The organism is Brucella sp. JSBI001 (assembly GCF_026014005.1).
GTDB classification, from domain to species: Bacteria; Pseudomonadota; Alphaproteobacteria; order Rhizobiales; family Rhizobiaceae; genus Brucella; species Brucella anthropi.
Window position 1 is genome coordinate 3,205,562 of record NZ_CP110339.1, and the last position, 25,695, is coordinate 3,231,256.

Genomic DNA, 25,695 nt, shown 5'->3' on the forward strand with positions numbered 1-25,695 from the left:
GAAGCGCAAGAAATGTTGCGCTTCAACAATCGCGCCGTTATAGCCGGTAGGAAAACTTTTCAGGGTGGCGGTTCGCCGCCCAATCTAGCATTTGCGGAGAACAGGATGTCCGTCGATATTTCTACCGTCAAGCGCGTCGCGCATCTGGCGCGCATTGCCGTCAATGACGACGATGCCGAACGCATGACTGGCGAACTCAATGCTATTCTGGGCTTTGTCGAGCAACTGAACGAAGTCAATGTCGATGGTATCGAGCCTATGACTTCTGTTACGCCGATGGACATGCGCATGCGCCAGGACAAGGTAACGGATGGCGGTATTGCTGCTGCGGTGGTGGCCAACGCACCGGTTACGGAAGACAATTTCTTCGTCGTACCAAAGGTCGTGGAGTAGGTTATGGCCATACGGGTTTCAGTCGAGACCCCCTTGCAGGATGATGTGCGCGCACTGGTCGAGGGCCTGAATGCGCATCTTCTGCCGCTGTCACCGCTGGAATTCCAGTTCAAGATGACAGTTGAGCAGATGGCGGGGCCAGATACGACGGTTTTTGTGGCGCGCGATGAAGACGGCAAGGCAGTCGGCTGCGGTGCCTTGAAGATGCACGAAGATGGCGTCGGTGAGGTGAAGCGTATGTTCACACTTCCGGAAGTGCGCGGAAAGCGCGTTGGTTCGGTTCTGGTGGATGCGATTGTCGATCAGGCGAGGGCCAAGGGCATTTCCCGCCTTGTACTCGAAACGGGCACGGGCCCCGGTTTTGCAGGTGCATGGCGGCTTTATGAGAATTCAGGTTTTACGCGCTGCGGTGTGGTTCTGGACTATCCGGATTCCGAATACAGCGCCTTTTTTGAAAAGCGTCTCGTTGAGGCGCACTGACAGGATTTGACGATGAGCGAACTGACCGCACTGACCATTGCCGAGGCGCGCGACAAGCTGAAGGCCAAAGCCATCACCGCGACCGAACTCACCGACGCCTATCTTTCCGCTATCGATTCCGCGAATGAAACCATCAACGCCTATGTGAAAGTAACTCACGATCAGGCGCGTTCGATGGCCAAAGCTTCGGATGAGCGTATTGCCAAGGGTGAAGCGGGCGCACTGGAAGGCATTCCGCTCGGCGTGAAGGACCTGTTTGCCACCAAGGGCGTGCATACGCAGGCCTGCTCTCACATTCTCGACGGTTTCAAGCCGGAATATGAGTCAACCGTAACAGCCAATCTGTGGGCTGATGGTGCGGTTATGCTCGGCAAGCTCAACATGGATGAGTTTGCAATGGGTTCGTCCAACGAAACCTCCTATTACGGTTCGGTCAAAAATCCATGGCGCGCCAACGGCTCCAACGCCGATCTGGTGCCGGGCGGTTCGTCGGGCGGTTCGGCTGCCGCTGTCGCCGCACAGCTTTGCGCTGGCGCTACCGCAACCGATACAGGCGGCTCGATCCGCCAGCCCGCAGCCTTCACCGGCACAGTTGGCATCAAGCCGACCTATGGCCGCGTTTCACGCTGGGGCACGGTTGCCTTCGCTTCGTCGCTCGATCAGGCTGGTCCGATCGCTCGCGACGTGCGTGACGCCGCTATTCTGTTGAAATCCATGGCTTCGCTTGATCTCAAGGATACGACATCGGTCGATCTGCCTATTCCGGATTATGAGGCTGCTATCGGCAAGTCACTCAAGGGCATGAAGATTGGTATTCCGAAGGAATATCGCGTTGACGGCATGCCGGACGAGATTGAGGAACTTTGGCAGAAGGGTATCCAGTATCTGAAGGATGCCGGTGCTGAGATCATCGATATTTCGCTGCCACACACGAAATATGCGCTGCCCGCTTATTACATCGTGGCACCGGCGGAAGCCTCTTCGAACCTCGCCCGTTATGACGGCGTGCGTTACGGTTTGCGTGTACCCGGCAAGGACATTGCCGATATGTACGAACAGACCCGCGCGGCTGGCTTCGGCAAGGAAGTAAAGCGCCGCATCATGATCGGCACCTATGTTCTGTCGGCTGGCTATTACGACGCCTATTATCTGCGTGCGCAGAAGGTGCGTACGTTGATCAAGAAGGATTTTGAAGATGTATTCGCCAAGGGCGTGCATGCGATCCTGACGCCAGCGACGCCATCGGCTGCCTTTGGTCTTGCCGATGAGGATCTCGCCAATGATCCGGTCAAGATGTATCTCAATGACATCTTCACGGTAACAGTCAACATGGCCGGTCTGCCGGGCATTGCCGTGCCGGCCGGTATCAATGACAAAGGCTTGCCGCTTGGCCTTCAGCTGATCGGACGTCCGTTCGAAGAAGAGACTTTGTTCCAGGCAGCGCATGCCATTGAGCAGGCTGCCGGACGGTTTACTCCGGCAAAGTGGTGGTAAAAACCGAACTTCTTATTCGCCGGGGTTTCCCCGGCGAATTTGTTTCTATGGCTGCATTAGCGGTCAGGGCCTGGCGGATAGCCGCGCGCGATATTGAACTGACCACTGAGCGGCAGAAACTGCTGGAAGCCAGGTTTCAACGCGATCTCCAAGAAATTGCGGACGGTGTTCTGGCTGCCGAAAAGGCAGGAATACTAGCAGGCTGGGGTGCCAGGGTGCCCCAAAGCAATTACATTTCCGATTTATGGGTCGATCCACCGCATCACGGGCAGGGGATTGGCAGACAGATTCTTGATGCCCTGATGGCGCAAATTCTGCTTGATGGTTTTGATGAAGCACTGATCGGCACCCATGCGGATAATCTTCCCGCGATCAATCTTTACAAAAAGGCTGGTTTCCGGATCGACCGGCAAGGAGATGAGTGGTCGGAAAGTTTCGAAAGAACCGTCGAGAAAGTCAGGATGCGCGCTGATCTTTGAAGGCCAGCTTACCGCAACCGTTGCCGAATGGTCTATCGCGCCTATTCTTCCTTGGAGTGGATAACATCAAGAGGAGGGCAAGCGATGTGGATCATGTTGACGGAAGTGAACGGCGAAAAGCTCGCCGTGAATTTTAATCACGTTCTCTCTTATAACGCTTATGGAACCGGCACACGTATTGTTACGCTGAGTACGGATCAGACGTTCTTCGTCAAAGAGTCGATTGAGGAGATTGAAGCCAAGCTAGGCATTGATGTGAAAGCCTGAAGCTTCTTTTTCTCAACGGCTTAAATAGTTTTATTGAAAAAGAAAATGAACGGCACCGTACTTGCGCATTGCCGTTCATCCTGTCTGCACTCTCGGGCACGTTTCGGGTCCGCTGAAATGCTCTATTTTACGCGCATCTCGTTCCGAAAACCAGTTCCCACTTTTCGGGACGCGCTCTAGATATCCAACTCTTCCACAAAAGCCGCACGGTCCTGAATGAAACGGAAACGGGCCTCTGGCTTGGTGCCCATCAGTTCATCCACGGTGTTGCGGGTTTCATCGACATAATCTTCGTCCACCTGAACACGCAGAAGCGTGCGCTTCTTTGGGTCCATGGTGGTTTCCTTGAGCTGTTCGGCACGCATTTCGCCAAGGCCTTTGAAGCGACCGATTTCCACTTTACCACGCCCGGTAAACATGGTGCGTAGAAGCTCATCCTTATGCGCTTCATCACGCGCATAAGCGACCTTTCCACCCTGGCTTAGGCGGAAAAGCGGAGGCACAGCCAGATAGAGATGACCATTGCGGATCAGGTCCGGCATTTCCTGATAAAAGAAGGTGATGAGCAGCGATGCGATATGTGCACCATCGACGTCAGCGTCGGTCATGACGATGACGCGATCATAGCGCAAGTCGTCTTCCCGATAATTTTTGCGCGTACCACTGCCGAGTGCCTGCACAAGATCACTTATCTGCTGGTTTGCCGTCAGTTTTTCGCGCCCGGCGCTGGCAACATTCAAAATCTTGCCGCGCAATGGCAGGATAGCCTGATTGGCGCGATTGCGCGCCTGCTTGGCTGAACCACCTGCCGAGTCACCCTCGACGATGAACAGTTCTGCACCGGCTGCGGCATTCTGCGTGCAATCGGCAAGTTTGCCGGGCAGGCGCAGCTTGCGCGTTGCGCTTTTGCGAACTGTTTCTTTTTCCTGACGGCGACGCAAGCGCTCGTCGGCGCGGTCGATCACCCATTCCAGCAGGCGAGATGCTTCCTGCGGAGAGGCCGTGAGCCAATGATCGAATGGATCACGGATCGCATTCTCCACGATGCGCTGTGCCTCGACCGTGGCAAGCTTGTCCTTGGTCTGACCGACAAATTCCGGCTCGCGAATGAAAACCGACAGCATCCCTGCAGCCGATACCATCACGTCATCGGTGGTTATGATCGAAGCGCGCTTGTTGTTGGTCAGTTCCGCATAGGCTTTCAGCCCTCGCGTCAAGGCAATACGCAAACCTGCTTCATGTGTGCCACCATCGCCGGTCGGGATAGTGTTACAATAGGAGTGGACGAAACCGTCCCCACCAAACCACGAAACGGCCCATTCGACGGCGCCGTGGCCACCTTGTTTCTCGGTCTTGCCCGCGAAAATCTCGCGCGTGACCTGATGTTCCTTGCCAAGCGAAGCCTCAAGATAGTCCTTCAGGCCACCAGGGAAGTGGAACACGGCCTTTTCAGGTGTTTCCTTCTTTGGGTCGAGCAGGGAAGGATCGCAGTTCCAGCGGATTTCAACCCCGCCAAACAGATAAGCTTTCGACCGCGCCATGCGATAAAGACGATGCGGATCGAACTGGGCTGTCTTGCCGAAAATATCAGGGTCTGGATGGAACCGGACGCGAGTACCGCGACGATTATGCACTTCGCCGAGCTCTTCCAGCCCGCCTTGCGGAATACCCCGCGAGAAACGCTGGCGATAAAGACGGCGATTGCGCGCGACTTCCACTTCCAGCATGTCAGAAAGGGCATTCACCACAGAAACACCGACGCCGTGCAGACCGCCTGACGTCTCATAGGCCTTGCCGTCGAACTTGCCGCCCGCGTGCAGTTTGGTCATGATGACTTCGAGCGTGGACTTCCCGGGAACCTGGGGATGTTCATCCACAGGAATGCCGCGTCCGTTGTCCGACACCGTGACAAACCCGTCGGCATCGAAGCTCACTTCGATGAAATTGGCATGTCCCGCGACAGCTTCATCCATTGAGTTGTCGATGACTTCGGCAAAGAGATGATGGAGCGCCTTTTCGTCCGTGCCGCCAATATACATGCCGGGACGCAGGCGCACCGGCTCCAGCCCTTCCAGAACGCGGATGGATGATGCGTTATAGTCGTCGCCTGCCGATGAAGCAGGCGGCGCCTTGGCCGTTACCGGCTTTGGAACAGAGAGCGAGGGCGCTGCCACTGGCTGCGCAACAGGCTGTGGTGCCACAGGCTTTGCGCTAGGCTTTTCCCCCTGGCGCCCCTGTTCTTGTTCCCGTTCTCGGGCCCGGGCATTGTTGACCACTCTCGAGAAGAGATCGTTGCTATCGTCCATCTGTTCCGAAAAGCTCTCTATCTGAATTTCAGGAGGTCTTTGCCGAGCCTGCTCGCCATCGACCGGAAAATACTGTTCGCGAATCAACTGAATGATGCCATGCGCGCTCACGAAAGGCGACTAAAGTTCGCCTTACGTTCCGTTTCCGCACGGCTTTTTCAAAGGGTTTTGTTCAGAACGGAACTGATTTGCACCAGAAAGAAGGCGAAAGTCAAACAAGCAGGACATTTCCGATCAAATTGGATGGAAACGCTACCACAGTTCGCATAGAGCGATAGCGGGGAATATTCAGAATACCGAGAGTTTGAAATGCAAAACAGCGCGACAAGCGGCATGGAAGCGCACGTTAAGGGCATGGCGATCATGGTGCTCTCGGTGCTTTTGCTGCCGCTGATGGACGCCATCGGCAAATGGCTCGCCATGGTGGATAATATGCCTCCTGCCACTGTCACCTTCATGCGTTTTTTCATTCAATGCTGGCTGATGTTCTTTATCCTGCTCATCGTTGGTGGTTTCGCTGCGCTGCGAACACAGTATCTGGCCGGTAATCTCATCCGCGGAGCCTTGATGGGGTTTGGTGGGCTCTGCTTCTTCACGGCGGTCAAATATATGCCGCTGGCTGATGCTATGGCCGTCTTCTTCGCCGAGCCGCTTATTCTGACGCTCTTTTCGGCAATTTTCCTGAAAGAAAAAGTGGGCTGGAGAAGGTTCAGCGCGGTCGGCATCGGTCTCATCGGCACGATGATCGTGATCCAGCCGAGTTTCGAGATATTTGGTGCTGTCTCGCTTCTGCCGTTGGCGACAGCCGTAACCTTTGCCATCTACCTGATCTTGAACCGAAAATATGGTGCGAAGGAAAGCCCGCTGGTCATGCAGTTCTATGCGGGTGTGGGCGGGTGGGTACTCGCTGGCGTTGCCGTGATTTTCGGAACTGCGGCGGGGCTTGGTGATCTGAGTTTAGGTCTGCCGCAAGGCATTCAGCCTTGGCTGCTTTTGCTGCTTTTGGGGACGATCGGAACCGTCAGCCATTTGATGGTTGTGCAGGCGTTCAAGCTGGCACCGGCATCCATGCTGGCACCGTTCCAATATCTGGAAATCGTCAATGCGGTTCTGGTCGGCCTGATCGTGTTCGGCGATTTCCCGACACCGTCGAAATGGTGCGGCATCGCGATCATCGTCGGATCGGGCTTCTATGTTTTCATGCGCGAGCGCCGTGTGAAAGTCGACGCCGTGGCCTGAGGCAGAGCTAGAGCGGTTCCAGTTATAACGGAATCGTGGGACCGCTCTATTTCTTTATTTTACGCATTACCCAACGCAAAACCGCTTCGCACTTTTGCTGGAAATGCTCTATTTCAGCTGACGGGCTCCGAAGACCGTCTCGAACGCTCTTCCCAAAGCGACGTCCATGTCGCCCATTGTTACCGGCAATCCAAGGTCTACAAGGCTGGTAACGCCATGTTCCGAGATTCCGCAAGGAACGATGCCGGAATAATGGCTGAGATCGGGTTCGACATTGATGGCTATGCCGTGAAAGCTCACCCAGCGACGGAGGCGGATGCCGATAGCAGCAATCTTGTCTTCACACATGCCGCCATTGGCAAGGCGCGGCTTTTCAGGCCGTGTAACCCATACGCCGACACGATCCTCACGACGCTCGCCTTTGACGTTGAACTCGGCAAGGCTCTCGATGATCCACTGCTCAAGAGCTGTCACGAAGGCGCGCACGTCCTCGCGGCGGCGTTTCAGGTCGAGCATCACATAGACAACGCGCTGGCCAGGTCCGTGATAGGTATATTCTCCGCCGCGCCCCGTGTTGAAGACAGGGAGACTGTTCGGGGTCAGGAGATCGTCTGCATTGGCGCTCGTCCCTGCCGTGTAAAGCGAGGGATGCTCGACCAGCCACACCAGTTCATTGGCAGTGCCGTCCCGGATGGCCTGGACACGTGCTTCCATGAAAGTGAGTGCTTCTTCATAATCCGTCAGCCCTTCGGCAACGACCCAATCGACCGGAGCCGCATCAGCGGCGACAGGCCGGAAATGTGCCTCCAGCGCATCGCGTTCACGCGGCTTTTGTGAAGCTGTCTCGAAAATGGGGAAGGCGGAATTATTCGTCATGATGGCACCATATGGCGGTTTTGCAGCGCGACCGCCAGATGGCAAAATGCCTCCCCGATCAATGAATCGCGAGCGGTACTTCCTTTTCACAGCGATTGCGTCCTGCCTGCTTGGCCCGATAAAGCGCGCGGTCAGCGGCATTGACGAGATGGCTATAATCGGGATGACCGTTGAATGCTGCAACCCCGATGGACAGCGTTACAGACTGGCGTGCGCCATCGGGAAGGTTCAACGGTTGTTGTGCTATCTGTCTGCGAAGCTCTTCGGCGATTGTAAAAGCTTTGTTCTCGTCGGCTTCTACGAGAGCGACGAGAAACTCTTCGCCACCATAGCGGAACACGAAGTCGCTCGGGCGGCAAAGCGACAGGATCGCTTCGGCCACCTGCTGAAGGACTGCATCGCCACTGCTGTGTCCGTATGTGTCGTTAATGTTCTTGAAATGATCGATATCGATCATCAAAACGCTCAGATCCATGGCCTTTTGCGAGGCCATGCGCACTTCACGGGTCAGGATCGAAGGCATGAAACGCCGGTTTAGAGCACGTGTCAGTGGGTCACGACCTGTTTCCATCGCGGCGGCCGCCTGAAATAATTCGGATAGCAGGAATTTCACTTCACCGATCTTGGTTTGAAACTGTGCCAACGAAGCCGCAAGGCCGGCGGGGTTGTCCTTGCGTGCGCTGTTGATGGCAGGCAGGAGAACATTGTCGATATGTTCTACATTCCGGCGGATGTTTTCCAACGTACCGGAGTTGGAGAACATCAGATCAGCCTTGTGTTGCAACCACAATCCGAAATCCGAGCTTGCGAGCGAGTGAAGCGGACTATCGGCATTGCCGTAGAGGTTGAAGAGAAGCGACTGGCTCCATTCCATAAGCGCTGCACGTTGCGATTCGCGTTCAAGCGGAAAATCGTGACTTAGCGTGAAAGCCCGGTAGGCTTCGTCGGTCTGGGCACTTTCGCGCGCGTCCTTGACGAAGGCTTGGCTCATGATTTCGATAGCGATGTCGATGGCATTGCTGACATGCACGATCAGGCGCGCCAGAACCTCTCTTGAGGCAACTTCCACTTTCAGTTGACGGACGATTTCGTTTTTCAGCAGGCGCGCGCCTTGCATGACGACGTGGATCGGCACATCGATGCGGGCGTGAACCTCGCCAACCTTGCGCTGTTCACGAATGAATGCCTCAACATCGTCGGCTGTTCTCTGGAACATTTTCAACAGCCAGTCGCTCAGTGAATTGTGCAAACGTTCCTGCACCATTTTCTGGGACAGGAATGTCGCTGCATCACGATTGTTCATAAGGCGATTATAAAAAACACCGACAAACTGCTCGCGGTGACGGCCAATCAGATCACGGAGAAAGAGAGCATGTTCTTCGGGCAGGCCGCTGACCAGCTCGACCCATTCGGTCTGGGTTGCGCCCAGTCCAGTTTTCGATCCCCATGTCATGTCGATTTCAGAGGTCGAATAGTCCATGTTCCTGCTCCTTGCGATGACCGCAAAGCTCCGCCCGCTACCGGTGCTGGACCGGTGCCGGATCGGCCTCGCGGATTGGAGAATCTGCGGCTTTCCCTTTGCTTGGAAAGGGCTGCGTGCGAATTCAACAGGCACCTAATATCCCGACTTTCTTAAAAAGTCTCTCCGCAAAATGGCGGGTTAGTAATTGGGTTTAATTGGCAGCGCTTTTTGTAGAGTGCGGTCGAGATTGATAGAGCGTCGTAAGATTAAGTGACTTTACCAAATGGTTGTTTGGCCTACCTATCTGCGGGCAAGATTCCAATTCTGGCCATCTCTGGAAAGGACTCCGGAATGAGATTTACGTTAATTTCTGCGGCTCTCGCGCTCTTTGCGGTTACCGCTGTCGCTGAAGCAGGCACACCGGTTGCTCCGGCTCCGATTCCGGCTGTAGCCGCCAATAGCACTGGTTCGGCCATTCAGGTCGACTATCGCTGCCGTCGCGGCATGGTTCGCACGCCGAGCGGTCGCTGTGTTACGGATCGCCGCTGGCGGGATGATCGTCGCGGATGGGATCGTCACTCACCACGTTATTATCGCGAACGGGATCGTGATCGCCGCTGGCGCCATGATCGTGATCGTCATCGCGACAGAATCTATATCGAGCCACGTCGTCGCGGCCCGCACAACTAACAAAGAAAAAGAGCAGCGATTTCGCTGCTCTTTTTATACCGGCTCGGCTTGTGTGTCGGAAAGACTGTCAAGTTGCGGAAATACATCCGCTGTCATAGGGGCCAGGACGTCAATCACCAGTCCATCTGGCGCGAAGTTGATGTCGCATTTGGCCCTGAGTTCGCCCGTGAGAACGGAATAGAGCAGCCGCTGGCCGAAGCCACGACGGGTAGGGCGTTCGACTGCAGGTCCTCCGTCTTCAACCCAGCGCATATGAAATTTTCGCTCGCCCTGCCTTTCGAGCACATCCAGCTGAATTGGACCGTGCCGTTTTCATTGGAGAGCGCGCCGTATTTCACGGCATTGGTCGCGAGTTCGTACAAACCAAGCGAAAGCGAAACCGTTACACGGTCGCTTACCACGAGTTCTGGACCACTGGTTCGGATTCGATGACCGAACGTGCTGTTGAAAGGGGCGAGGGCAGTTTCGCAGATCTGGCTGATCGTTGTGCCCGTCCAGTCCTCCCGAAGCAGCATGTCTTGAGCCTGACTAAGCGCTCGCAGCCGCTCGCTGAATAGTTCGTTCGCGGTTTGCGGATCGGTGGCATTGCGCAAGGTCTGGTTGGCGATTGATTGCACCATTGCCATTGAGTTTTTGAAACGGTGCGAAATTTCACGGGTCACAAGTGCTTGTCAGCCTCGGCTTTTTTGCGTTCGGTGACGTCGATGACGATACCCAGAAGCGCAGGTGATTTGCCGAGGAGAGCTTTGGCTCGTGTTTCCACCCAGCGCACCTGTCCCAGCCTGTTGGTAATGCGATATTCGACCCGGAAAGATTTGCCTGTAGCAAAAGATTCCTCCGAACGCTGGATAAGCGTTATCCGGTCTTCAAGCATCACCATGTCGATGATCTTGTCGTAGTTGACTGGTTCGTCCGGCGTCAGTCCGAAAATGCGACGATATTCGGCCGAGCAGCTAATCTCCCCGGTCGTGTAATCCCGCGTCCAGAAACCGACATTCGCCACTTCAACGATATACTGGAGTTGATCGCTGCTACGCTGCTTTTCAATTGAGAGCGTTTCGCGTTCTTTTTCGAGCTCAACCAGTTTGCCGAGTTCCAGCGTCACATCAAGCTGCGACGAAACGAAGTGATGAAGTTCGCCATTCTCGGTTTTGACCGGGGAGATATGAAGTCGATTCCAGAACGGCTCGCCAGATTTCTTATAATTGAGAATATCGATCTCAACGGACTGTTCGGCTTCCAATGCCGAATGGATGATCTCGACATGTTTCGGGTCTGTGCCAGGGCCTTGAAGAAAGCGGCAGTTCTTCCCGATGATTTCGTCGGCCTCGTAACCAGTGAGGTTCTGGAAGGCCTCGTTTGCAAAGATGATCGGATTGTCCGGCAGACGCGGATTTGTGATGAGCATTGGCATGGGCGTCAGTTCAACCGCTGCCGTGAAGGGATTCGCTTCCTGGGAGAAAGATGCTCCCAAAACTTTCACGGACGGCTGTACTCTTGTTGCCAATGCAAACCCCACTCGCTGAAAACGCTTACAAGCTGTCCTAATTCACGCAAGTTATCTCATTGTCGCTTAATTTGCGAACAAAAATAATGGAGTAGCTCGAACGAAAATATTGGATCTTTCGTTAAATCATTGATGGAATGGCCATGCATTGCGACGTGAAAATAAGGCATGCACATAATTTACCGACAATATTCAGCGTGCATTCATAAACGGAAAGCAATGATGGCATCATTGAAATGGAGAAGCACAGGATGAACACCTTCAAAAAGATGATGGTTGGCCTCGTCGGTGCAAGCTTTCTGATCGGCGCAATGGTTCCGGTCTCGGCTGCACCTGTCATGCCAACTGCGCCTGCGGCGAGTAATGAGAATGTTCAGCAGGTCCGCGATGACCGCTGGCGCCGCGGGCCAGGACATGGAAACTGGGGTGGACACCGACCTGGGTATCGTCCGGGCTGGCATGGTCGTCCTCATCGTCCGGGACCTGGCTATTGGAATGGACACCGCGGTTATCGGCACTACCGTCATGGCTATCGTCGCAGCAATGATGGGTGGTGGTATCCGCTCGCAGCTTTCGGCGCTGGCGCAATCATTGGTGGTGCAATTGCAGCTCCGCCGCCCCCACCGGTCTATCGCGCGCCTGCTTATGGTTACAGCAACTCGCATGTCCAGTGGTGTTATAATCGTTATCGGTCCTATCGGGCTTCCGACAACACTTTCCAGCCGTATAACGGTCCCCGTCAGCAGTGTTATTCGCCATACTGACAGTGGAAATTTGTTAAACTCAATGAAGCCGCCCTTCATGGGCGGCTTTGTTTTTGTGGACTAAGTCTATCAACTGTATCCGTGAGTAATTGTCATCCATATCAGTGCATTCTAAAAGGCGGCGGGATAAGATTCCGGGGTGCATTTGTTGAATCGCTTTCGGTCTCCCCATTTCATAACGAAGCGCTAAAGGAGACGGGATGCGCCAGATTTTACCCAAGGCTTTGGCCGGTATAGTTATACTCGGCATACTGAGCGTAGTACTTGGTTCCTGGTACACGATTGACGAAGGTGAGCGCGGCGTTGTTTTGCGCTATGGGGCGGTTTCCGGCGTTGCACAACCGGGGCTGGGCTTCAAAATTCCGGTGATCGATTCGATTGTGCGAATATCGGTGCAATCCAAGGCTGCGATCTATAACAGCATGGAAGCCTATAGCCGCGATCAGCAACCAGCTACGATGAACCTGTCGGTCAATTATCGCATTCCGCCAGACCGTGTGGAGGAAGTCTACGCGACCTACGGCGGTGAAGACGGCCTCTTGTCCCGCCTTGTCGAGCGACGCGTTTTTGAGGAAAGCAAGACTGTTTTCGGCAAATTCAATGCTGTGGAAGCCATTCAGGAGCGTAGCCGTCTCAATCAGGAAATTGCTGAGGCAATTCAGAGCAGTGTACGCGGTCCGGTTATTATCGACACGGTGCAGATCGAGAATATCGATTTTTCGGACTCCTATGAGCAGTCCATCGAACAGCGTATGTTGGCCGAAGTTGAAGTGCAGCGTCTCCGCCAGAATGCAGAGCGCGAAAAGGTACAGGCTGAAATCACAGTGACGCAGGCAAAGGCGCAGGCAGACGCACGCCGTGCCGAAGCCCAGGCTCAGGCCGATGCGGTTCGTCTGCAGGCGGAAGCCGACGCAGAAGCGATAAGGATAAAGGGTGAGGCAGAAGCAACTGCCATCAAGGCGCGTGGCGATGCGCTTCGTGACAATCCGGGTCTTGTCGCACTGACGCAAGCAGAACGATGGGACGGTCAGCTGCCAAGCACGATGCTACCGAATGGAGCAATACCCATGCTGAACCTGAGCAATTCCCAGACGCAGCAGAAATCACCTGACTATTGATATAGTTGCAGAGAGACCAGCTGGGTCGTGACTGTCACGTTTGACGCACATCCCGAAAAGCGTTTCATCCTTTTCGGGATGTGTTCTACCCCCCACGCTGGTCATAACCTTCGACGTTTTCTCCATCCATTTTCTGGCGCAGGTGCTGCTTTAGCTTCATGATCTTGTCTGCGTCCCATCCGGTCACGTCGGTGACTTCCAGCCACGCATTGACATAGTGTTCCGGAGCATAGACATGCCCGTGTCCTATCGGTGTGGCGGTCCCAAAAGCCATATCTAGTGCCAATTGCAGCATGGTCACGACAGGATACCACCGCAGCTCTGGTGAAACATCCGGTCCGCGCGGTGCCTGCATCCAGTCAGGTTGACGATAGAACGATAGACTGTCGAAGAATGTCACCGGATCGCTGGCATATTGCAGATACACCACCCGCAACGGCCCCCAGCGGGTTCCATTTCCCGGCGCTTCACCATTCTGATTCATGAAACGGGCAAAGGAGCCGTCTCGGAACACTGGTAGCCATTCTGGAGTTCCAGGGTTTCTTCGTCTGGTCATGGCTTTCCAGTCCCTGCTCGGGAAAGGTGGCCCGCTCCACAAGGCACCGTTGATTGGATCGTCAAGCATTTCGAAAAGCTCGGCTGAGACTTCAGAATTCATCGCCCCAAGGCTCAAGCCATAGAGATACAGACGTGGGCGCTGATCGTGCGGAAGTCTTTTCCAGTAATTATAGACGGTTATGAACAGAGCTCGAGACGCTTCTGCTCCGTATTCCGGTTGAAACAACAACGACAAGGGACTGGAAAGATAGGAATATTGCATGGCAACGCTGGCCACATCGCCATTGTGCAGAAACTCCAGTCCGTCCATGGCTGCTGGATCTACCCACCCTGTACCGGTTGGAGTGATGACGACCAGCACAGAACGTTCAAAACCGTTCTGACGCTTCAGTTCCTCAAGTGCCAGTTCGGCTCTTTGTTCAGGCGTATCGGCTACTTGCAGACCTGCATAGACCCGTATCGGGTCTATAGCCTTTTCGCCAGTCAAGGCAGCAATATCGGCAGCTCCGGGACCTGAGGAAACGAACTCACGTCCAGCTCGCCCAAGCTCGTTCCAATGCAAAAGCGAAGCGGCGCTGCCAGTCTCGTTCGGTGATGTCGGTTGTGGGCGGTCCGGTTCGATCAGAGCGTCAAACTCGCGAAACGAACGATCCAGAACCTTGAAAGTGGACTGGATGAGCAGGCCGTTGGCGATGGTCCAGATGAGCACAACAGTGATCGTAATGCCCAGGACATTGGCTAACCGGAGAGGCATAACGAGTTGTATTTTGGCGGAGACGAATTTCCCTAGTAGAATGAGAAAGCGAACCAGAATTAGCAGAACCAGAAATGTCAGCACAGCTAACGCGGAGACACTCATTGGATAGGCGCTGGGCACCGGCTCCATATCCATGACTGCACGAACTGAATTCTGCCAGCCCGCGGCAAAATAGAGTGCCACGACGGCCACGGCGAGACAAACCAAACCCACCACAAGATTGGCCCGACTGCGCAGCCGATTCCGGGGTTCAGGCAATTCCAGATAATGCCATAGCCAGCGCCACAATACGCCGATGCCATAACCGGCTCCGAAGGCGACACCTCCGAGAATTCCCTGCATGACGTAGGTTCGCGGGATAAGGCTGGGGGTGAGGGCTGCGGCGAAAAACAGTGTTCCGAGCGCGATACCCACGCCGGACAAGGAACGTCGGAAATGAGAAAATGCCTTGGTGGCCAGAGACATGAAGCACCACGCAGATTAAGTCATTGGAATGAAACTAGCTGTAGCAAGAGCGGGCGGCAAGGCCCGGCACGGAGAAGCAGGAGCTGAATAGTCCTGGTTAGGCGCCTCGCGATTCAGAATCGCCCTTCTGCTCAGGGTGTTAAGTATCCAAATGAGCATGAAAAGCGCCTGTTTACCGGCATATGGAAGAGGCGGTCTGGCATGGAGTATCCCAGACCTGTGATTTTTTTGAATTTATGTTGAAGAAACCTGATTTTATGGTGTTGACCAATCCGTAAGCCACCCTTATGTTCCGCCGCACTTCCGGGGGCGATTTGCTCCTACAGGGAGCGCGTAGCTCAGCCGGTAGAGCAACTGACTTTTAATCAGTAGGTCCAGGGTTCGAATCCCTGCGCGCTCACCACTTTCTCTTCAAATTAGTTCATTTCACCTTTGTCGTAGTGACTTTGCATTGCAAGAGTGCCATGAGCGATCATGACCTTGCGTAGAAGAATTGTTGGCGATCGGTCGGATACCGCCCTTTGGGTTGTATCGCTGACGCTTGTTATTCTTCTGCAAGGGCTGGTAACGGCATACGCGCAGGCTTCCATGGCGGCGTGGAGCGCTGGTCCCTCGTCCGTGATCTGTTCAGTCCACACGACGCAGGCAGATGCAAACGCTCCCCTGAAAGATCTCGCCAGACATTGCTGCTCGACCCTATGTCAGGCCGCATGTGCCATTGGGACAGGATTGCCAGAACAGCCGGTCACCGTGTCTTTCGATTCGATTGTTGCGAAAGACACGGTCGCTTTTCCTCTCGCGGTTCGCGCACCTCCTGATCAGTTTGTTACGGCTGCTCAAGCCAGAGGGCCTCCCGCTTTGCACGATCTTTGAAAACGACGCCGCCGCCCCGCGACGGCAATTTCATATCGTTTGGAGATATCGATGCAAAATCATGATTTTATCGCGGCAGCCAATGCTGGCTGCCCACGCACTGTGCTGTGCTTCTACTGTTTTTCAAGGAGGGTTCCATGACGGATACGCTTCTTGAAGGAAAAACTGGGGTACAAGCACGACCGAATACCGCTAGTTCTGCGAACTCCGGCTTCCAGGCCTTCATCACACGGCTTCATTTCTATGTCGGCCTGTTTGTTGGTCCCTTTATCTTGATCGCAGCTGTGACGGGCACGCTTTATGTGCTGACGCCCCAGCTTGAAAACTACATCTACCGCGACCAGTTGCGTACCGCATCGCTTGGAACCTTGCAGCCATTGGCGGATCAGGTGAAGGCGGCCGAAACCTTTATAGGCGAGGGCCCAAAACTTTTTGCTGTGAGGCCTTCAATTGCTCCCGGCTGGAATACACGGGTCATGTTCACCCAACCTGGATTGGGAGAATCTGAAAGCCGGGCAATCTTCATCGATCCCGTCACGCTGGCCGTAAAGGGCGACCTCGTTGCCTATGGCACAAGCGGGACCTTGCCGTTTCGCGCGGCGATCGACTACCTACACCGCAATCTGATGCTCGGGGATTTTGGGCGTTACTACAGTGAACTCGCTGCATCCTGGTTGTGGATCGCGTCTCTAGGCGGCACTCTGCTTTGGTGGTGGAATCGGAATATCCGGCGAAAACAAAAACAAACGAAAAATCTCCACCTGAAGACCCGTCGCTTTCACAGTCAGGTCGGTATCTGGATAGCTGTCGGTCTTTTGTTCCTTTCGGCAACCGGCATGACCTGGTCGCAATTGGCGGGGGAAAGGATTGATCAGTTCAGAGCGGCGGTTGGCTGGATTACGCCTTCAGTCTCGACAGTTCTGAATAAGGCGACAGAATCTAGCCAAGAGAGTGCGCATCAGGACCATGGCGGCATGCCGATGCCGTCCGGAACAGGGGATGCGCAGGATCATGTCGGACAGCTGGATAGTGTTTATCTGGCTGTACAACAGGCAGGACTCGATTCCCCGATGCTTGAAATCCGACTGCCCCGTTCATCGGATCAAGGCTGGCTGGTGCGTGAATATGACCGTTCCTGGCCGACACAAGTGGATACGATTGCTCTCGATCCCCAAAATATGGAGGTTATCAGCCGTGCTGACTTCGAGAGTTTTCCGCTTATCGCAAAATTGATCCGCTGGGGTATCGATCTCCATATGGGTGTCCTGTTCGGGGTCACTAATCAGATCGTGATGGCTGCGCTCGGCCTCTCGCTGATTGTGATGATTGTCTATGGCTATCGCATCTGGTGGCAGCGTCGCCCGCCTGCCGGATCAATGCCCAGAACGTTGATTGCAAGCTGGAGACGTCTCACTGCCGCGCAACAGATTGGGATCGCAATCGCTGCTGTATTTGTAGGTTGGACGCTGCCATTGGTCGGTATCAGTCTGATTGCATTCTTGCTGGTTGATTCCGTGCGCTGGTGGTTTGGCGGTCAAAAACCAGTCGTGCGCTAAATCAACAGGCTGGCGCCCGTCTTCCGGGCGCCAGCTCTGGCTTAATTATCAACTGGCCGGTCGTGGCGGCAATCCGGCACGGACGCGCATCTTTTCCAGAAGACTGGCGGCAATTGGCTCATAATTTTCATCGAAATGATGACCTCCGGCCAGTTTCATGACTTCCATCCCTTTGAGCTCGGCAGCTGTGCAGGCGGTATCATCTTCTTCTTCGCCATAGACGCAAACAACCCGATCAAGCGGGATTGTCGAGATAGCAGGAACGACATCTTTGTCGCCATCCATTCCGAGCCAGCCTTCAATCGAAACCTGGAAGGTCGTCGTCGTCTCGACACCGAGAAGCCCGATCATTTTCGTCCGGTCCTGTATGGAAGGGTCGAGATATTTCCAGGCAAAGGGGAATGTATCGGCGCCGAATGAGTAGCCCAGAACTGCAACCGGCAATTTGTTCGTCGGGTCGGCCTTCTTGATCATGGCCGTCGTGTCATTGGCTATTTCTTCCGGCGTTCGTTCCGACCAGAAATAGCGAAGCGAATCCACACCGATCACGTGAACGCCATGAGCCTGCAGCCATTCACCAATGGATTTGTCGAGATCTCGCCAGCCACCATCACCCGAATAGAAAACGGCAACCATATCGGCTTTGCCGCCTTTGGCGGGAAGATCGACGATAGGCAGGGCCTCGTTCTTGGCATCCTGATCCGCCATGGCGACGACATTGTCGACAGCCATTTTCATGCGAGCAGGAAATTCCGGAGCGGATTGAAGCACGGCAACATTTTCCTGGCGGGCTGTAACCGGATTGTTGACCGGCGATCCGCTGGGACCGACCACAAGGGCAGGGGCGGGAATTACCGCGTTGAAGCCATAGGTGAAGCCGCCATCGGGCGCCTTGGTCGCTTCGGCTTTCTCGGTGCAGGAAGGCAGACGGGTCTTGGCTGGGACCGGATCAAGCGATACGGCGCCTGCAATCGTCGCATCCGGAGAATCCGAGGCTGCGGCATATGCGATGGTAGCGCCTTGTCCAACGCCTGTCAGAACGGGATGAAAATAGACGCCCAAATCAAGTCCACGCAGAGCCTCCTTGGCGATGGCTTCGAAATCAGAGTCGAGATAGTTGCAATCGCCATCTTCCTTATCGAGTGCGGCGCGCCACGGGCCAAGCTCGACCGGCAGAACGATCATGTTCCGGGCAAGCATGGCGTCCATGAAGCTTTTCTCCCGGTCGCTCATACCTCCTTCGTCGCTTAGTAAAATCGCAAGGCCGACGGGGTCGTTCTTCGGCATGTAGACCGGAATATTGGACAGTCTTTCAGCACTGGCGTGGATGACCGGTTCATCGGAATCGGTGATTTTCGTCCAGAGTCGGGCGATCTTGCCTGTATGCATTGCGCCATACGCGCCCACCGCAGCCACCAACGCCAGTCCAAGAAAAATGAAGAGAACGCGTCTTTTCGTCATTTGCGGATGAACTCCAGAGGACTGCCATTGATGAGGGTTGTGGCATCGAGAAGCGCGCGCGGCGTTTCCAGGCCACCCGGGCAAACCATATAATGCGGGGTCCAGACCGGATCGAACTTTTCCTTGAAAGCTTTCAGTCCGTCAAAATGATAGAGATCGGCTCCACGCTTGTAGATGAAGGAGCCGAAACGATTCCAGCGGGACGCCAGCCTGCTACCGCTCAGGCCGGAAAGCGGGGCGGCACCAAGATTGAACCACTTGTAACCTTCTTCCTTGCTGGCCATCAGCAGTTTTGCAAACAGTGCGTCCATCAGAAGCTTGTGTACATTGGGCATGTAGCGCATGAGGTCGACGGTGATTTCATACTTGTCCGCGCCACGCCACATATTGGCGAAAGCCACAATTTCTCCGTCACTTTTCAGCACTGCGACGTCGAAGCGTTTCATGTATTCGTCATCGAAGTACCCCAGCGAGAAGCCTTTCTCGCTGCCCGACTTGAAATCGAGCCACGCATCGGAAATCTCGCGCAGGCGTGGAATGAGTGGCGGTACGTCGGCCGCCGGAATGATTTCAAACGTAAGGCCGTCCTTGTCGATCTTGCGGTCGGCATAGCGGAATGGCTGGCGACGCGGACCATCGAGCGAGAAATTGGTGAGGTCAACGCGGGCGACTTCGCCGAGCTTCAGGGCAATCAATCCCATATCCAGAAACAGGGGCAGGCTTTGCGGGCCGACACCGTAGAATACGGTTCGCAGGGCAAGCTCGTCGGCCAGTGCGTGAAATGACCATGCAAGCTCCTTAGCCGTCTGTTCCTGGCCTATGGGTTCTCCGAGCGCAATCAGGCTGCCACCTGATTGCGCATACATGATGAAGGCGCTCTTGTCTGGCGCAAGGAGGAATTGCTTGTCACCAAGCATTGCCAAAGCGGCATCCGTATGTGGCCATTGGGCGACGAGATCCGGCACGGCATCAGGTATGGAATAATCTACCTTGCGTTTGCGGTGACCAGCCCGGTTGATAATCGAGTAAAGGCCCACTGCAGCGACCACTGCGAAGACAAGGACAGTCGCACGCAAGAACCGGGGCGCATTGCCGTTCCATGCGAAATCCCACCAGAGGTCATTGGAATATTCCACGTGGCGATAGACGAAGAAGCCGAGCCATGTGGAGACAAGCACCGTCGTGCCGACGGTCGCGATCCAGTTCCAGCTTAAATCGAACGGTCCGGAAATCGGGCGGCGATAGAACGAATCCCGGAAGCCCCAAAGTGTGAATGCAGAAATGCAAAGGATGGTCGCCTCTTCCCAGTCAAGGCCTTTGGCGAGGGAAAAGACAGCGCCGCTGAGGAGGAGGATTAGTGCTGCGACCCACGCACGTGCAAGCCGCTTCGACAGACCGCGTGCAACGATCAGCAGCGCTACACCTACCAGACTGGCGGCAAGATGCGACATTTCCATGAAAGATTCAGGAACTATGTCGGAGAGCAATTTCACGCGGTAGCGAAGGTCTGGTGTCGCACCGGACACCAGAAGAATGATGCCGCCGAGAAAGATGATGCTGGCAGAAAGGCTCGGGATGAGTGGCTCGACCAGACGTTTGGCGAAGCGCGCCTGCTTGCCGAGCATATGGCGCCGCCGCATGATCTCCCATATGAGAATGCCTGCGGTCGCTACAACGAGCGGCATAACCGTATAGATAAGACGGTAGGCGAGAAGCCCCGCAATCGCATCCGGCTTCCCGCCTAGGCCGAGTCCAGCAATGATTGTCGCTTCAAATGCGCCTAGACCGCCCGGAGCATGACTGGCAATGCCCAGCACGATGGCGATGACATAGACCAGCGCGAAAACCGCAAAGCTTGGCACGGCGTCTGCAGGCATGAGCACATAGAGCGTAGCGGCAGCTGCGCCCACATCCACAAGCCCGGCAAAGATCTGGGTCAGAGCGCCTTTTGAGTTCGGCAGGCGCAGACTGAACGAACCCACCGTAAAACTACGCTGTCCATGCGACAGCCAGTAGATCAGCCAGCCGATGCCACCCAGAATGGCGATACCGGCGACGATATCGATTCGGGAATCGATGGCGGAAAGCCAGGGAACATCCTGCGGGTCGATGAGAAGCGCTGCACCGACCATGATGATCAGTGCGAACCAGATCGCGAACCATGATGTCCCGACAATCTTGCCGATATCGGCAAGGCTAACACCCTCCGCAGCATAGATGCGATAACGCAATGCGCCGCCGGTCAGCAGGGAAAACCCAAGCGCGTTGGAGATTGCGTAGCCGGCAGCACCTGCGACGGCAGCGATGCGGCGCGGTATCTGGTTGGGCGCAATCGTATCGACAGCCACCACATCGTAGAGTGCGACGGCTGCATAGCTCAGAACTGTGAAGAACACAGCTAAACCAAGTGTCGTCCACGAAATGTTGTGGAAGGCAGCGAGTGTTTCCGTGCGAGACGTATTCTGGAGCAGATTCTCCAGCACATAGATCGCCAGCAGCGCAATGGCGATGCCCGCTATCGGAAACAGAAAATGTTGGTATCGCTTGAGCCAGCCAGAATGTCTTGTCGACGTTGCAGGTGGTGTTGAAGGCACTTCATCATCAATAAGGCTCATAGGAACGTCGTCCGGTTGGAGCAATATATTATAAATCGCGCAATGATCTCGATTTAGGGCGAACTTGTGTTCGAGCGAGATGCCGCATTGAAAATATTCTAAGTAGAGCAGAATCTAGTCTATATAAGCCTGTGGTTTGGCCAGACCGCAAGCGATTTGATGAACTGAAAGAGGTATTGGTGCTCGATATTTCATATATGACCGCAGCCGGAGCCGGTGCACTGTCGTTCCTGTCGCCCTGTGTTCTCCCGCTCGTGCCGCCTTATCTGTGTTATATGGCGGGCGTGAGCGTAGAAGATTTTCGCGCAGATAAGGCGACAGCCGTTGCCGCCGCGCCTTCAGCGCGCCGCTCGTTGGCATTTGCGGCAATCTGTTTTGTTCTCGGTTTCACAACTGTTTTTGTGGCGCTCGGCGCTGGAGCTTCGTCCATCGGCGCCTTCCTGCGCGCGTGGCAGCAGGAGATCGCAATCGTTGCGGGCGTCGTCATCATATTGATGGGACTGAATTTTCTTGGCATCTTGCGTTTCTCGTTCCTGTCCCGCGAAGCTCGTTTTCAGGCACGCAACGCTCCGGCATCGCCGCTTGGAGCCTATGTCATGGGACTGGCATTCGCCTTCGGCTGGACGCCGTGCATCGGGCCAGTTCTTGGGCCGATTCTGACGCTTGCAGGCGGCAGCAGCACGGTTGGTGAGGGCGCGTTATTGCTGGCGACCTATTCGCTTGGCCTTGGCATTCCGTTTTTGATCGCCGCCCTTTTTTCCGGCGCATTCATGCGGTTTCTTTCACGTTTCCGCGTGCATCTCGGCAAGGTGGAGAAAGCAATGGGCGCGCTTCTGGTCGCTGCAGGTGTCCTGTTCCTGACCGGAGGCATGCAATCCTTCTCGTTCTGGCTGCTTGAGAATTTCCCCGCGCTGGGGCGGTTGGGTTAAAGGTTTGGCAGCAGCCCGTAAGTTTTCATAGACGCTTTGATGTTAAGAGCGAAAATCATCTCAATTTTCTGGACGATACCATGACAGACCGTACCTGCCTTTCCATCGTACTTGCTGCTGGCGAAGGCACACGCATGAAATCCAACTTGCCCAAAGTACTGCATCAGGTGGCAGGCTTGCCGCTGGTCTCTCACGTGGTCACGGCGGTTCAGGGGACCGGAAAGAGCGACATTGCGCTGGTGGTCGGGCGTGGCGCCGACGATGTGCGGGCGGCAGTGGAAAAGAACGCAGGCCCGGTGTCGGCCTTCGAACAGAAGGAGCGTCTCGGCACGGCGCATGCCGTCCTGGCAGCGCGCGAAGCGATCGAACGCGGCTATGACGATTTGCTCATCGTTTTTGGCGACACGCCACTGATCGAGGCGCAATCTCTGCAGAAAGCTCGCGAACGACTGGCCGAGAGTGCAGACGTTGTCGTTATCGGTTTTCGCCCAGACGATCCACATGGCTACGGTCGCCTCATCGAGAAGGACGACAAACTTGTCGCCATCATTGAGGAAAAGGAAGCAACCGAAGAGCAGAAACAGATCGGATTCTGCAACGGCGGACTGATGGCAGTTCGCGGTCAACACGCCCTGACGCTTTTGGATGCGGTGGGCAATGACAACGCCAAGGGCGAATATTACCTGACCGATATCGTCGCCATCGCCCATGGCAAGGGCATGAACGTGACGGCCATCGAAGTGCCGGTCGATAATGTCATCGGCATCAACAATCGTGTTGAACTGGCCGAAGCCGAAGCCATCTGGCAGCAGCGCAAACGTCGCGAGATGATGCTTGCAGGTGTAACGCTTATTGCACCTGAAACTGTTTTCTTTTCGCATGATACGCTGATCGAAGCCGACGTCATTGTTGAGCCGAACGTGTTTTTTGGTCCTCGCGTGCATGTCGCGACGGGAGCTCTGATCCATTCCTTCTCGCATATGGAAGGTGCTGACGTTGGGCCGAAGGCCGAAATCGGGCCGTTTGCGCGGCTGCGCCCGGGTGCAAATCTCGGTGAGAAAACCAAGGTCGGCAATTTTTGCGAAGTGAAAAATGCCACCGTGCACAAAGGCGCGAAGATCAATCACCTAACCTATATCGGCGATGCGACTGTGGGAGCCTCCAGCAATATCGGTGCTGGCACGATCACCTGCAATTACGACGGCTACAACAAATACAAGACGGTGATCGGCGAAAACGCGTTTATCGGGTCGAACAGCTCACTGGTCGCGCCGGTGGAAATCGGCGACAATGCTTATATTGCCTCAGGCAGCACGATTACCGACAATGTCCCTGCCGATGCGCTGGCTTTCGGTCGTGCCCGGCAGGAAACAAAAGAGGGGCGGGCGAAGATCCTGCGAGAGAAGTACGCTGCCATCAAAGCGGCTAAAACTGCGACCAAATAAGTCGTCCAATTGTTTAACCGAACGGCAATCCTCTGGGTTGCCGTTCTGCGTTAGAATCTTTAAACCGCAAAGCAACACGCTTGAACGTCGGATTTGGAGCAGCCTATGTGTGGAATTATCGGCATCATCGGAAATAACGAAGTCGCTCCGCTTCTTGTGGATGCACTGAAGCGGCTTGAATATCGCGGCTATGATTCTGCCGGTATTGCCACACTACAGAACGGCAAGCTCGACCGTCGCCGTGCCGAAGGCAAGCTGGTGAATTTGGAAAAGCGCCTGGCCGGAGAGCCGCTTCCCGGCGTTATTGGTATCGGCCATACCCGTTGGGCTACGCACGGCAAGCCAGTGGAGCGCAACGCCCATCCGCACATTACCGAGCGCCTCGCGGTCGTCCATAACGGGATCATCGAGAACTTCGCCGAGCTTCGCACCATGCTTGAGGCCGAAGGCTACAAGTTCCAGACGGAAACCGATACCGAAGCTGTTGCCCATCTGGTCACCCGTGAACTGGCAAAAGGCAAGTCTCCGGTTGAAGCTGTGCGCGACAGCCTGCCGATGCTGCATGGTGCCTTCGCACTCGCTTTCCTGTTTGAGGGTGACGAAGAACTCTTGATCGGAGCGCGCCAGGGGCCGCCACTCGCCGTTGGTTACGGTGAGGGCGAAATGTTCCTCGGTTCCGACGCTATCGCACTTTCGCCTTTCACGGATACCATCGCCTATCTCGAAGATGGCGACTGGGCCGTGCTGACGCGCAAGGGTGTGACCGTTTACGACGAAAACAACAACGAAGTTGAGCGTCCGATTCAGAAGACTCAGACGGCGAATATGCTCGTCTCCAAGGGCAATCATCGTCACTTCATGCAGAAAGAGATGTTCGAGCAGCCGGAAGTCATTTCCCATACGCTCGCCAATTATCTCGACTTCACGACGGGCAAGGTTCGTCAGGAAGCCATTGATATCGATTTCAGCAAGATCGATCGCCTGACGATTTCTGCCTGCGGTACGGCCTACTACGCGGCTTCGGTTGGCAAATACTGGTTCGAGCAGATCGCGCGACTGCCAGTCGACAGCGATATCGCTTCCGAATTCCGCTATCGCGAAATGCCTCTCTCGAAGGATTCGCTGGCGATGTTCGTGTCGCAGTCGGGCGAAACAGCTGATACGCTGGCGTCGCTACGCTACTGCAAGTCGCAAGGATTGAAGATCGCAGCTGTCGTGAATGTCACCGGCTCGACCATTGCGCGTGAATCTGATGCTGTTTTCCCGACGCTTGCGGGCCCAGAAATTGGCGTTGCTTCTACCAAGGCCTTTACCTGCCAGCTTTCGGCCATGGCATCGCTGGTAATTGCGGCTGCAAAATCGCGTGGCGCAATCGATGACAAGCGGGAACAGGAACTCGTACGCCAGCTTTCCGAGGCGCCGCGTTTCATCAACCAGGTTCTGAAGCTTGAAGACCAGATCGCTGCGGTCTGCCATGAACTGGCCAAGGTCAATCATGTGCTTTATCTCGGTCGTGGCACGTCTTTCCCACTGGCCATGGAAGGCGCGCTGAAGCTCAAGGAAATTTCTTATATCCACGCTGAAGGCTATGCCGCCGGCGAGTTGAAGCACGGCCCGATTGCGCTGATCGATGAAACCATGCCGGTTATCGTCATCGCGCCGTCTGATCGGCTCTATGAGAAGACCGTTTCCAACATGCAGGAAGTTGCAGCACGTGGCGGTCGCATCATTCTCATCACCGACAAGAAGGGTGCCGAGGCAGCAAGCATCGACACGATGGCAACCATCATTCTGCCGGATGTGCCGGAATTTATCACGCCGCTCGTCTATGCGCTGCCGATCCAGATGCTGGCTTATCATACAGCCGTTCTGATGGGGACGGATGTCGATCAGCCACGCAATCTCGCAAAGTCGGTAACTGTCGAGTAAAATCAGCTTATTATAGCAAAATCTTGATAAGT

19 protein-coding genes, 1 tRNA gene and 1 pseudogene are annotated in these 25,695 nt (G+C 55.1%); 14 read left to right on the top strand and 7 right to left on the bottom strand.

Annotated features, from left to right (window positions below):
- Positions 1-105: 105 nt before the first annotated feature.
- From gatC to LJ361_RS15170, 5 genes are all read left to right on the top strand, one after another.
- A complete protein-coding gene (gene gatC / locus LJ361_RS15150; RefSeq protein ID WP_010658861.1) occupies positions 106-393 on the top strand; it encodes an Asp-tRNA(Asn)/Glu-tRNA(Gln) amidotransferase subunit GatC in 288 nt (95 codons plus the stop codon).
- Between the two features lie 3 nt (positions 394-396).
- A complete protein-coding gene (locus LJ361_RS15155) occupies positions 397-873 on the top strand; it encodes a GNAT family N-acetyltransferase (RefSeq protein ID WP_010658860.1) in 477 nt (158 codons plus the stop codon).
- A gap of 12 nt (positions 874-885) precedes the next feature.
- Positions 886-2,367: an Asp-tRNA(Asn)/Glu-tRNA(Gln) amidotransferase subunit GatA gene (gene gatA / locus LJ361_RS15160; protein WP_010658859.1), complete on the top strand. Its 1,482-nt coding sequence runs from the start codon at positions 886-888 to the stop codon at positions 2,365-2,367.
- Positions 2,361-2,846 (top strand): GNAT family N-acetyltransferase, encoded by a 486-nt coding sequence (locus tag LJ361_RS15165; RefSeq protein ID WP_010658858.1) that lies wholly within the window; start codon positions 2,361-2,363, stop codon positions 2,844-2,846. The genes gatA and LJ361_RS15165 overlap by 7 nt, the downstream gene beginning before the upstream one ends.
- A gap of 84 nt (positions 2,847-2,930) precedes the next feature.
- A complete protein-coding gene (locus tag LJ361_RS15170; RefSeq protein ID WP_010658857.1) occupies positions 2,931-3,113 on the top strand; it encodes a flagellar FlbD family protein in 183 nt (60 codons plus the stop codon).
- A gap of 176 nt (positions 3,114-3,289) precedes the next feature.
- Here LJ361_RS15170 and parE read toward each other — a convergent pair whose 3' ends face one another.
- A complete protein-coding gene (gene parE / locus LJ361_RS15175) occupies positions 3,290-5,419 on the bottom strand; it encodes a DNA topoisomerase IV subunit B (RefSeq protein ID WP_010658856.1) in 2,130 nt (709 codons plus the stop codon).
- A 309-nt stretch (positions 5,420-5,728) separates the two neighbouring features.
- Between parE and LJ361_RS15180 the strand changes: the two genes are divergently transcribed.
- The gene (locus tag LJ361_RS15180) at positions 5,729-6,658 is read left to right on the top strand and encodes a DMT family transporter (RefSeq protein WP_029375964.1); all 930 of its coding nucleotides are present in this window, start codon (positions 5,729-5,731) and stop codon (positions 6,656-6,658) included.
- Between the two features lie 108 nt (positions 6,659-6,766).
- On the opposite strand, the gene lipB is transcribed toward LJ361_RS15180, so the two are convergent.
- Positions 6,767-7,534 carry a lipoyl(octanoyl) transferase LipB gene (gene lipB / locus LJ361_RS15185; protein ID WP_029375963.1) on the bottom strand — a complete coding sequence of 256 codons (768 nt, stop codon included), beginning with the start codon at positions 7,532-7,534 and terminating at the stop codon, positions 6,767-6,769.
- Positions 7,535-7,592: 58 nt separating this feature from the next.
- Positions 7,593-9,014 (bottom strand): GGDEF domain-containing protein, encoded by a 1,422-nt coding sequence (locus LJ361_RS15190; protein ID WP_010658853.1) that lies wholly within the window; start codon positions 9,012-9,014, stop codon positions 7,593-7,595.
- 333 nt (positions 9,015-9,347) lie between these two features.
- Here LJ361_RS15190 and LJ361_RS15195 point away from each other — a divergent pair, with 333 nt between their 5' ends.
- The gene (locus tag LJ361_RS15195; protein ID WP_010658852.1) at positions 9,348-9,686 is read left to right on the top strand and encodes a hypothetical protein; all 339 of its coding nucleotides are present in this window, start codon (positions 9,348-9,350) and stop codon (positions 9,684-9,686) included.
- 33 nt (positions 9,687-9,719) lie between these two features.
- On the opposite strand, the pseudogene LJ361_RS15200 reads toward LJ361_RS15195, so the two are convergent.
- A pseudogene (locus LJ361_RS15200) lies at positions 9,720-11,094 on the bottom strand (HWE histidine kinase domain-containing protein).
- 350 nt (positions 11,095-11,444) lie between these two features.
- Between LJ361_RS15200 and LJ361_RS15205 the strand changes: the two are divergent.
- Positions 11,445-11,957 (top strand): BA14K family protein, encoded by a 513-nt coding sequence (locus tag LJ361_RS15205; RefSeq protein WP_010658849.1) that lies wholly within the window; start codon positions 11,445-11,447, stop codon positions 11,955-11,957.
- A 200-nt stretch (positions 11,958-12,157) separates the two neighbouring features.
- The gene (locus LJ361_RS15210) at positions 12,158-13,075 is read left to right on the top strand and encodes a prohibitin family protein (RefSeq protein WP_010658848.1); all 918 of its coding nucleotides are present in this window, start codon (positions 12,158-12,160) and stop codon (positions 13,073-13,075) included.
- Between the two features lie 85 nt (positions 13,076-13,160).
- Here the strand turns inward: LJ361_RS15210 and LJ361_RS15215 are convergent, their stop codons facing one another.
- On the bottom strand, positions 13,161-14,855 hold the full coding sequence (locus LJ361_RS15215; protein WP_010658847.1) for an alpha/beta hydrolase: 1,695 nt from the start codon (positions 14,853-14,855) through the stop codon (positions 13,161-13,163).
- A 327-nt stretch (positions 14,856-15,182) separates the two neighbouring features.
- On the opposite strand from LJ361_RS15215, the gene LJ361_RS15220 reads away from it, so the two are divergent.
- Positions 15,183-15,258 (top strand) — tRNA-Lys (locus LJ361_RS15220).
- A 607-nt stretch (positions 15,259-15,865) separates the two neighbouring features.
- Positions 15,866-17,284: a PepSY-associated TM helix domain-containing protein gene (locus tag LJ361_RS15225; protein WP_010658846.1), complete on the top strand. Its 1,419-nt coding sequence runs from the start codon at positions 15,866-15,868 to the stop codon at positions 17,282-17,284.
- Between the two features lie 48 nt (positions 17,285-17,332).
- On the opposite strand, the gene LJ361_RS15230 is transcribed toward LJ361_RS15225, so the two are convergent.
- Together LJ361_RS15230 and mprF are read right to left on the bottom strand one after the other, a co-directional pair.
- The gene (locus tag LJ361_RS15230) at positions 17,333-18,745 is read right to left on the bottom strand and encodes a virulence factor family protein (protein ID WP_012093032.1); all 1,413 of its coding nucleotides are present in this window, start codon (positions 18,743-18,745) and stop codon (positions 17,333-17,335) included.
- Entirely contained in the window at positions 18,742-21,360 is a 2,619-nt protein-coding gene (mprF, locus tag LJ361_RS15235) for a bifunctional lysylphosphatidylglycerol flippase/synthetase MprF (RefSeq protein ID WP_029375960.1), read from the bottom strand. The genes LJ361_RS15230 and mprF overlap by 4 nt, the downstream gene beginning before the upstream one ends.
- Before the next feature lie 179 nt (positions 21,361-21,539).
- On the opposite strand from mprF, the gene LJ361_RS15240 reads away from it, so the two are divergent.
- From LJ361_RS15240 to glmS, 3 genes are all read left to right on the top strand, one after another.
- Positions 21,540-22,289 carry a cytochrome c biogenesis CcdA family protein gene (locus LJ361_RS15240; protein WP_012093029.1) on the top strand — a complete coding sequence of 250 codons (750 nt, stop codon included), beginning with the start codon at positions 21,540-21,542 and terminating at the stop codon, positions 22,287-22,289.
- Between the two features lie 80 nt (positions 22,290-22,369).
- A complete protein-coding gene (gene glmU, locus LJ361_RS15245) occupies positions 22,370-23,734 on the top strand; it encodes a bifunctional UDP-N-acetylglucosamine diphosphorylase/glucosamine-1-phosphate N-acetyltransferase GlmU (protein WP_010658842.1) in 1,365 nt (454 codons plus the stop codon).
- 105 nt (positions 23,735-23,839) lie between these two features.
- On the top strand, positions 23,840-25,663 hold the full coding sequence (glmS, locus tag LJ361_RS15250; protein WP_010658841.1) for a glutamine--fructose-6-phosphate transaminase (isomerizing): 1,824 nt from the start codon (positions 23,840-23,842) through the stop codon (positions 25,661-25,663).
- Positions 25,664-25,695 lie beyond the last annotated feature (32 nt).

Coding starts and splice junctions, on each gene's coding strand:
- gatC (WP_010658861.1), top strand. CDS start 106: ATGTCCGTCGATATTTCTACCGTCAAGCGCGTCGCGCATCTGGCGCGC.
- LJ361_RS15155 (WP_010658860.1), top strand. CDS start 397: ATGGCCATACGGGTTTCAGTCGAGACCCCCTTGCAGGATGATGTGCGC.
- gatA (WP_010658859.1), top strand. CDS start 886: ATGAGCGAACTGACCGCACTGACCATTGCCGAGGCGCGCGACAAGCTG.
- LJ361_RS15170 (WP_010658857.1), top strand. CDS start 2,931: ATGTGGATCATGTTGACGGAAGTGAACGGCGAAAAGCTCGCCGTGAAT.
- parE (WP_010658856.1), bottom strand. CDS start 5,419: ATGGACGATAGCAACGATCTCTTCTCGAGAGTGGTCAACAATGCCCGG.
- LJ361_RS15180 (WP_029375964.1), top strand. CDS start 5,729: ATGCAAAACAGCGCGACAAGCGGCATGGAAGCGCACGTTAAGGGCATG.
- lipB (WP_029375963.1), bottom strand. CDS start 7,534: ATGACGAATAATTCCGCCTTCCCCATTTTCGAGACAGCTTCACAAAAG.
- LJ361_RS15190 (WP_010658853.1), bottom strand. CDS start 9,014: ATGGACTATTCGACCTCTGAAATCGACATGACATGGGGATCGAAAACT.
- LJ361_RS15195 (WP_010658852.1), top strand. CDS start 9,348: ATGAGATTTACGTTAATTTCTGCGGCTCTCGCGCTCTTTGCGGTTACC.
- LJ361_RS15205 (WP_010658849.1), top strand. CDS start 11,445: ATGAACACCTTCAAAAAGATGATGGTTGGCCTCGTCGGTGCAAGCTTT.
- LJ361_RS15210 (WP_010658848.1), top strand. CDS start 12,158: ATGCGCCAGATTTTACCCAAGGCTTTGGCCGGTATAGTTATACTCGGC.
- LJ361_RS15215 (WP_010658847.1), bottom strand. CDS start 14,855: ATGTCTCTGGCCACCAAGGCATTTTCTCATTTCCGACGTTCCTTGTCC.
- LJ361_RS15225 (WP_010658846.1), top strand. CDS start 15,866: ATGACGGATACGCTTCTTGAAGGAAAAACTGGGGTACAAGCACGACCG.
- LJ361_RS15230 (WP_012093032.1), bottom strand. CDS start 18,745: ATGACGAAAAGACGCGTTCTCTTCATTTTTCTTGGACTGGCGTTGGTG.
- mprF (WP_029375960.1), bottom strand. CDS start 21,360: ATGAGCCTTATTGATGATGAAGTGCCTTCAACACCACCTGCAACGTCG.
- glmU (WP_010658842.1), top strand. CDS start 22,370: ATGACAGACCGTACCTGCCTTTCCATCGTACTTGCTGCTGGCGAAGGC.
- glmS (WP_010658841.1), top strand. CDS start 23,840: ATGTGTGGAATTATCGGCATCATCGGAAATAACGAAGTCGCTCCGCTT.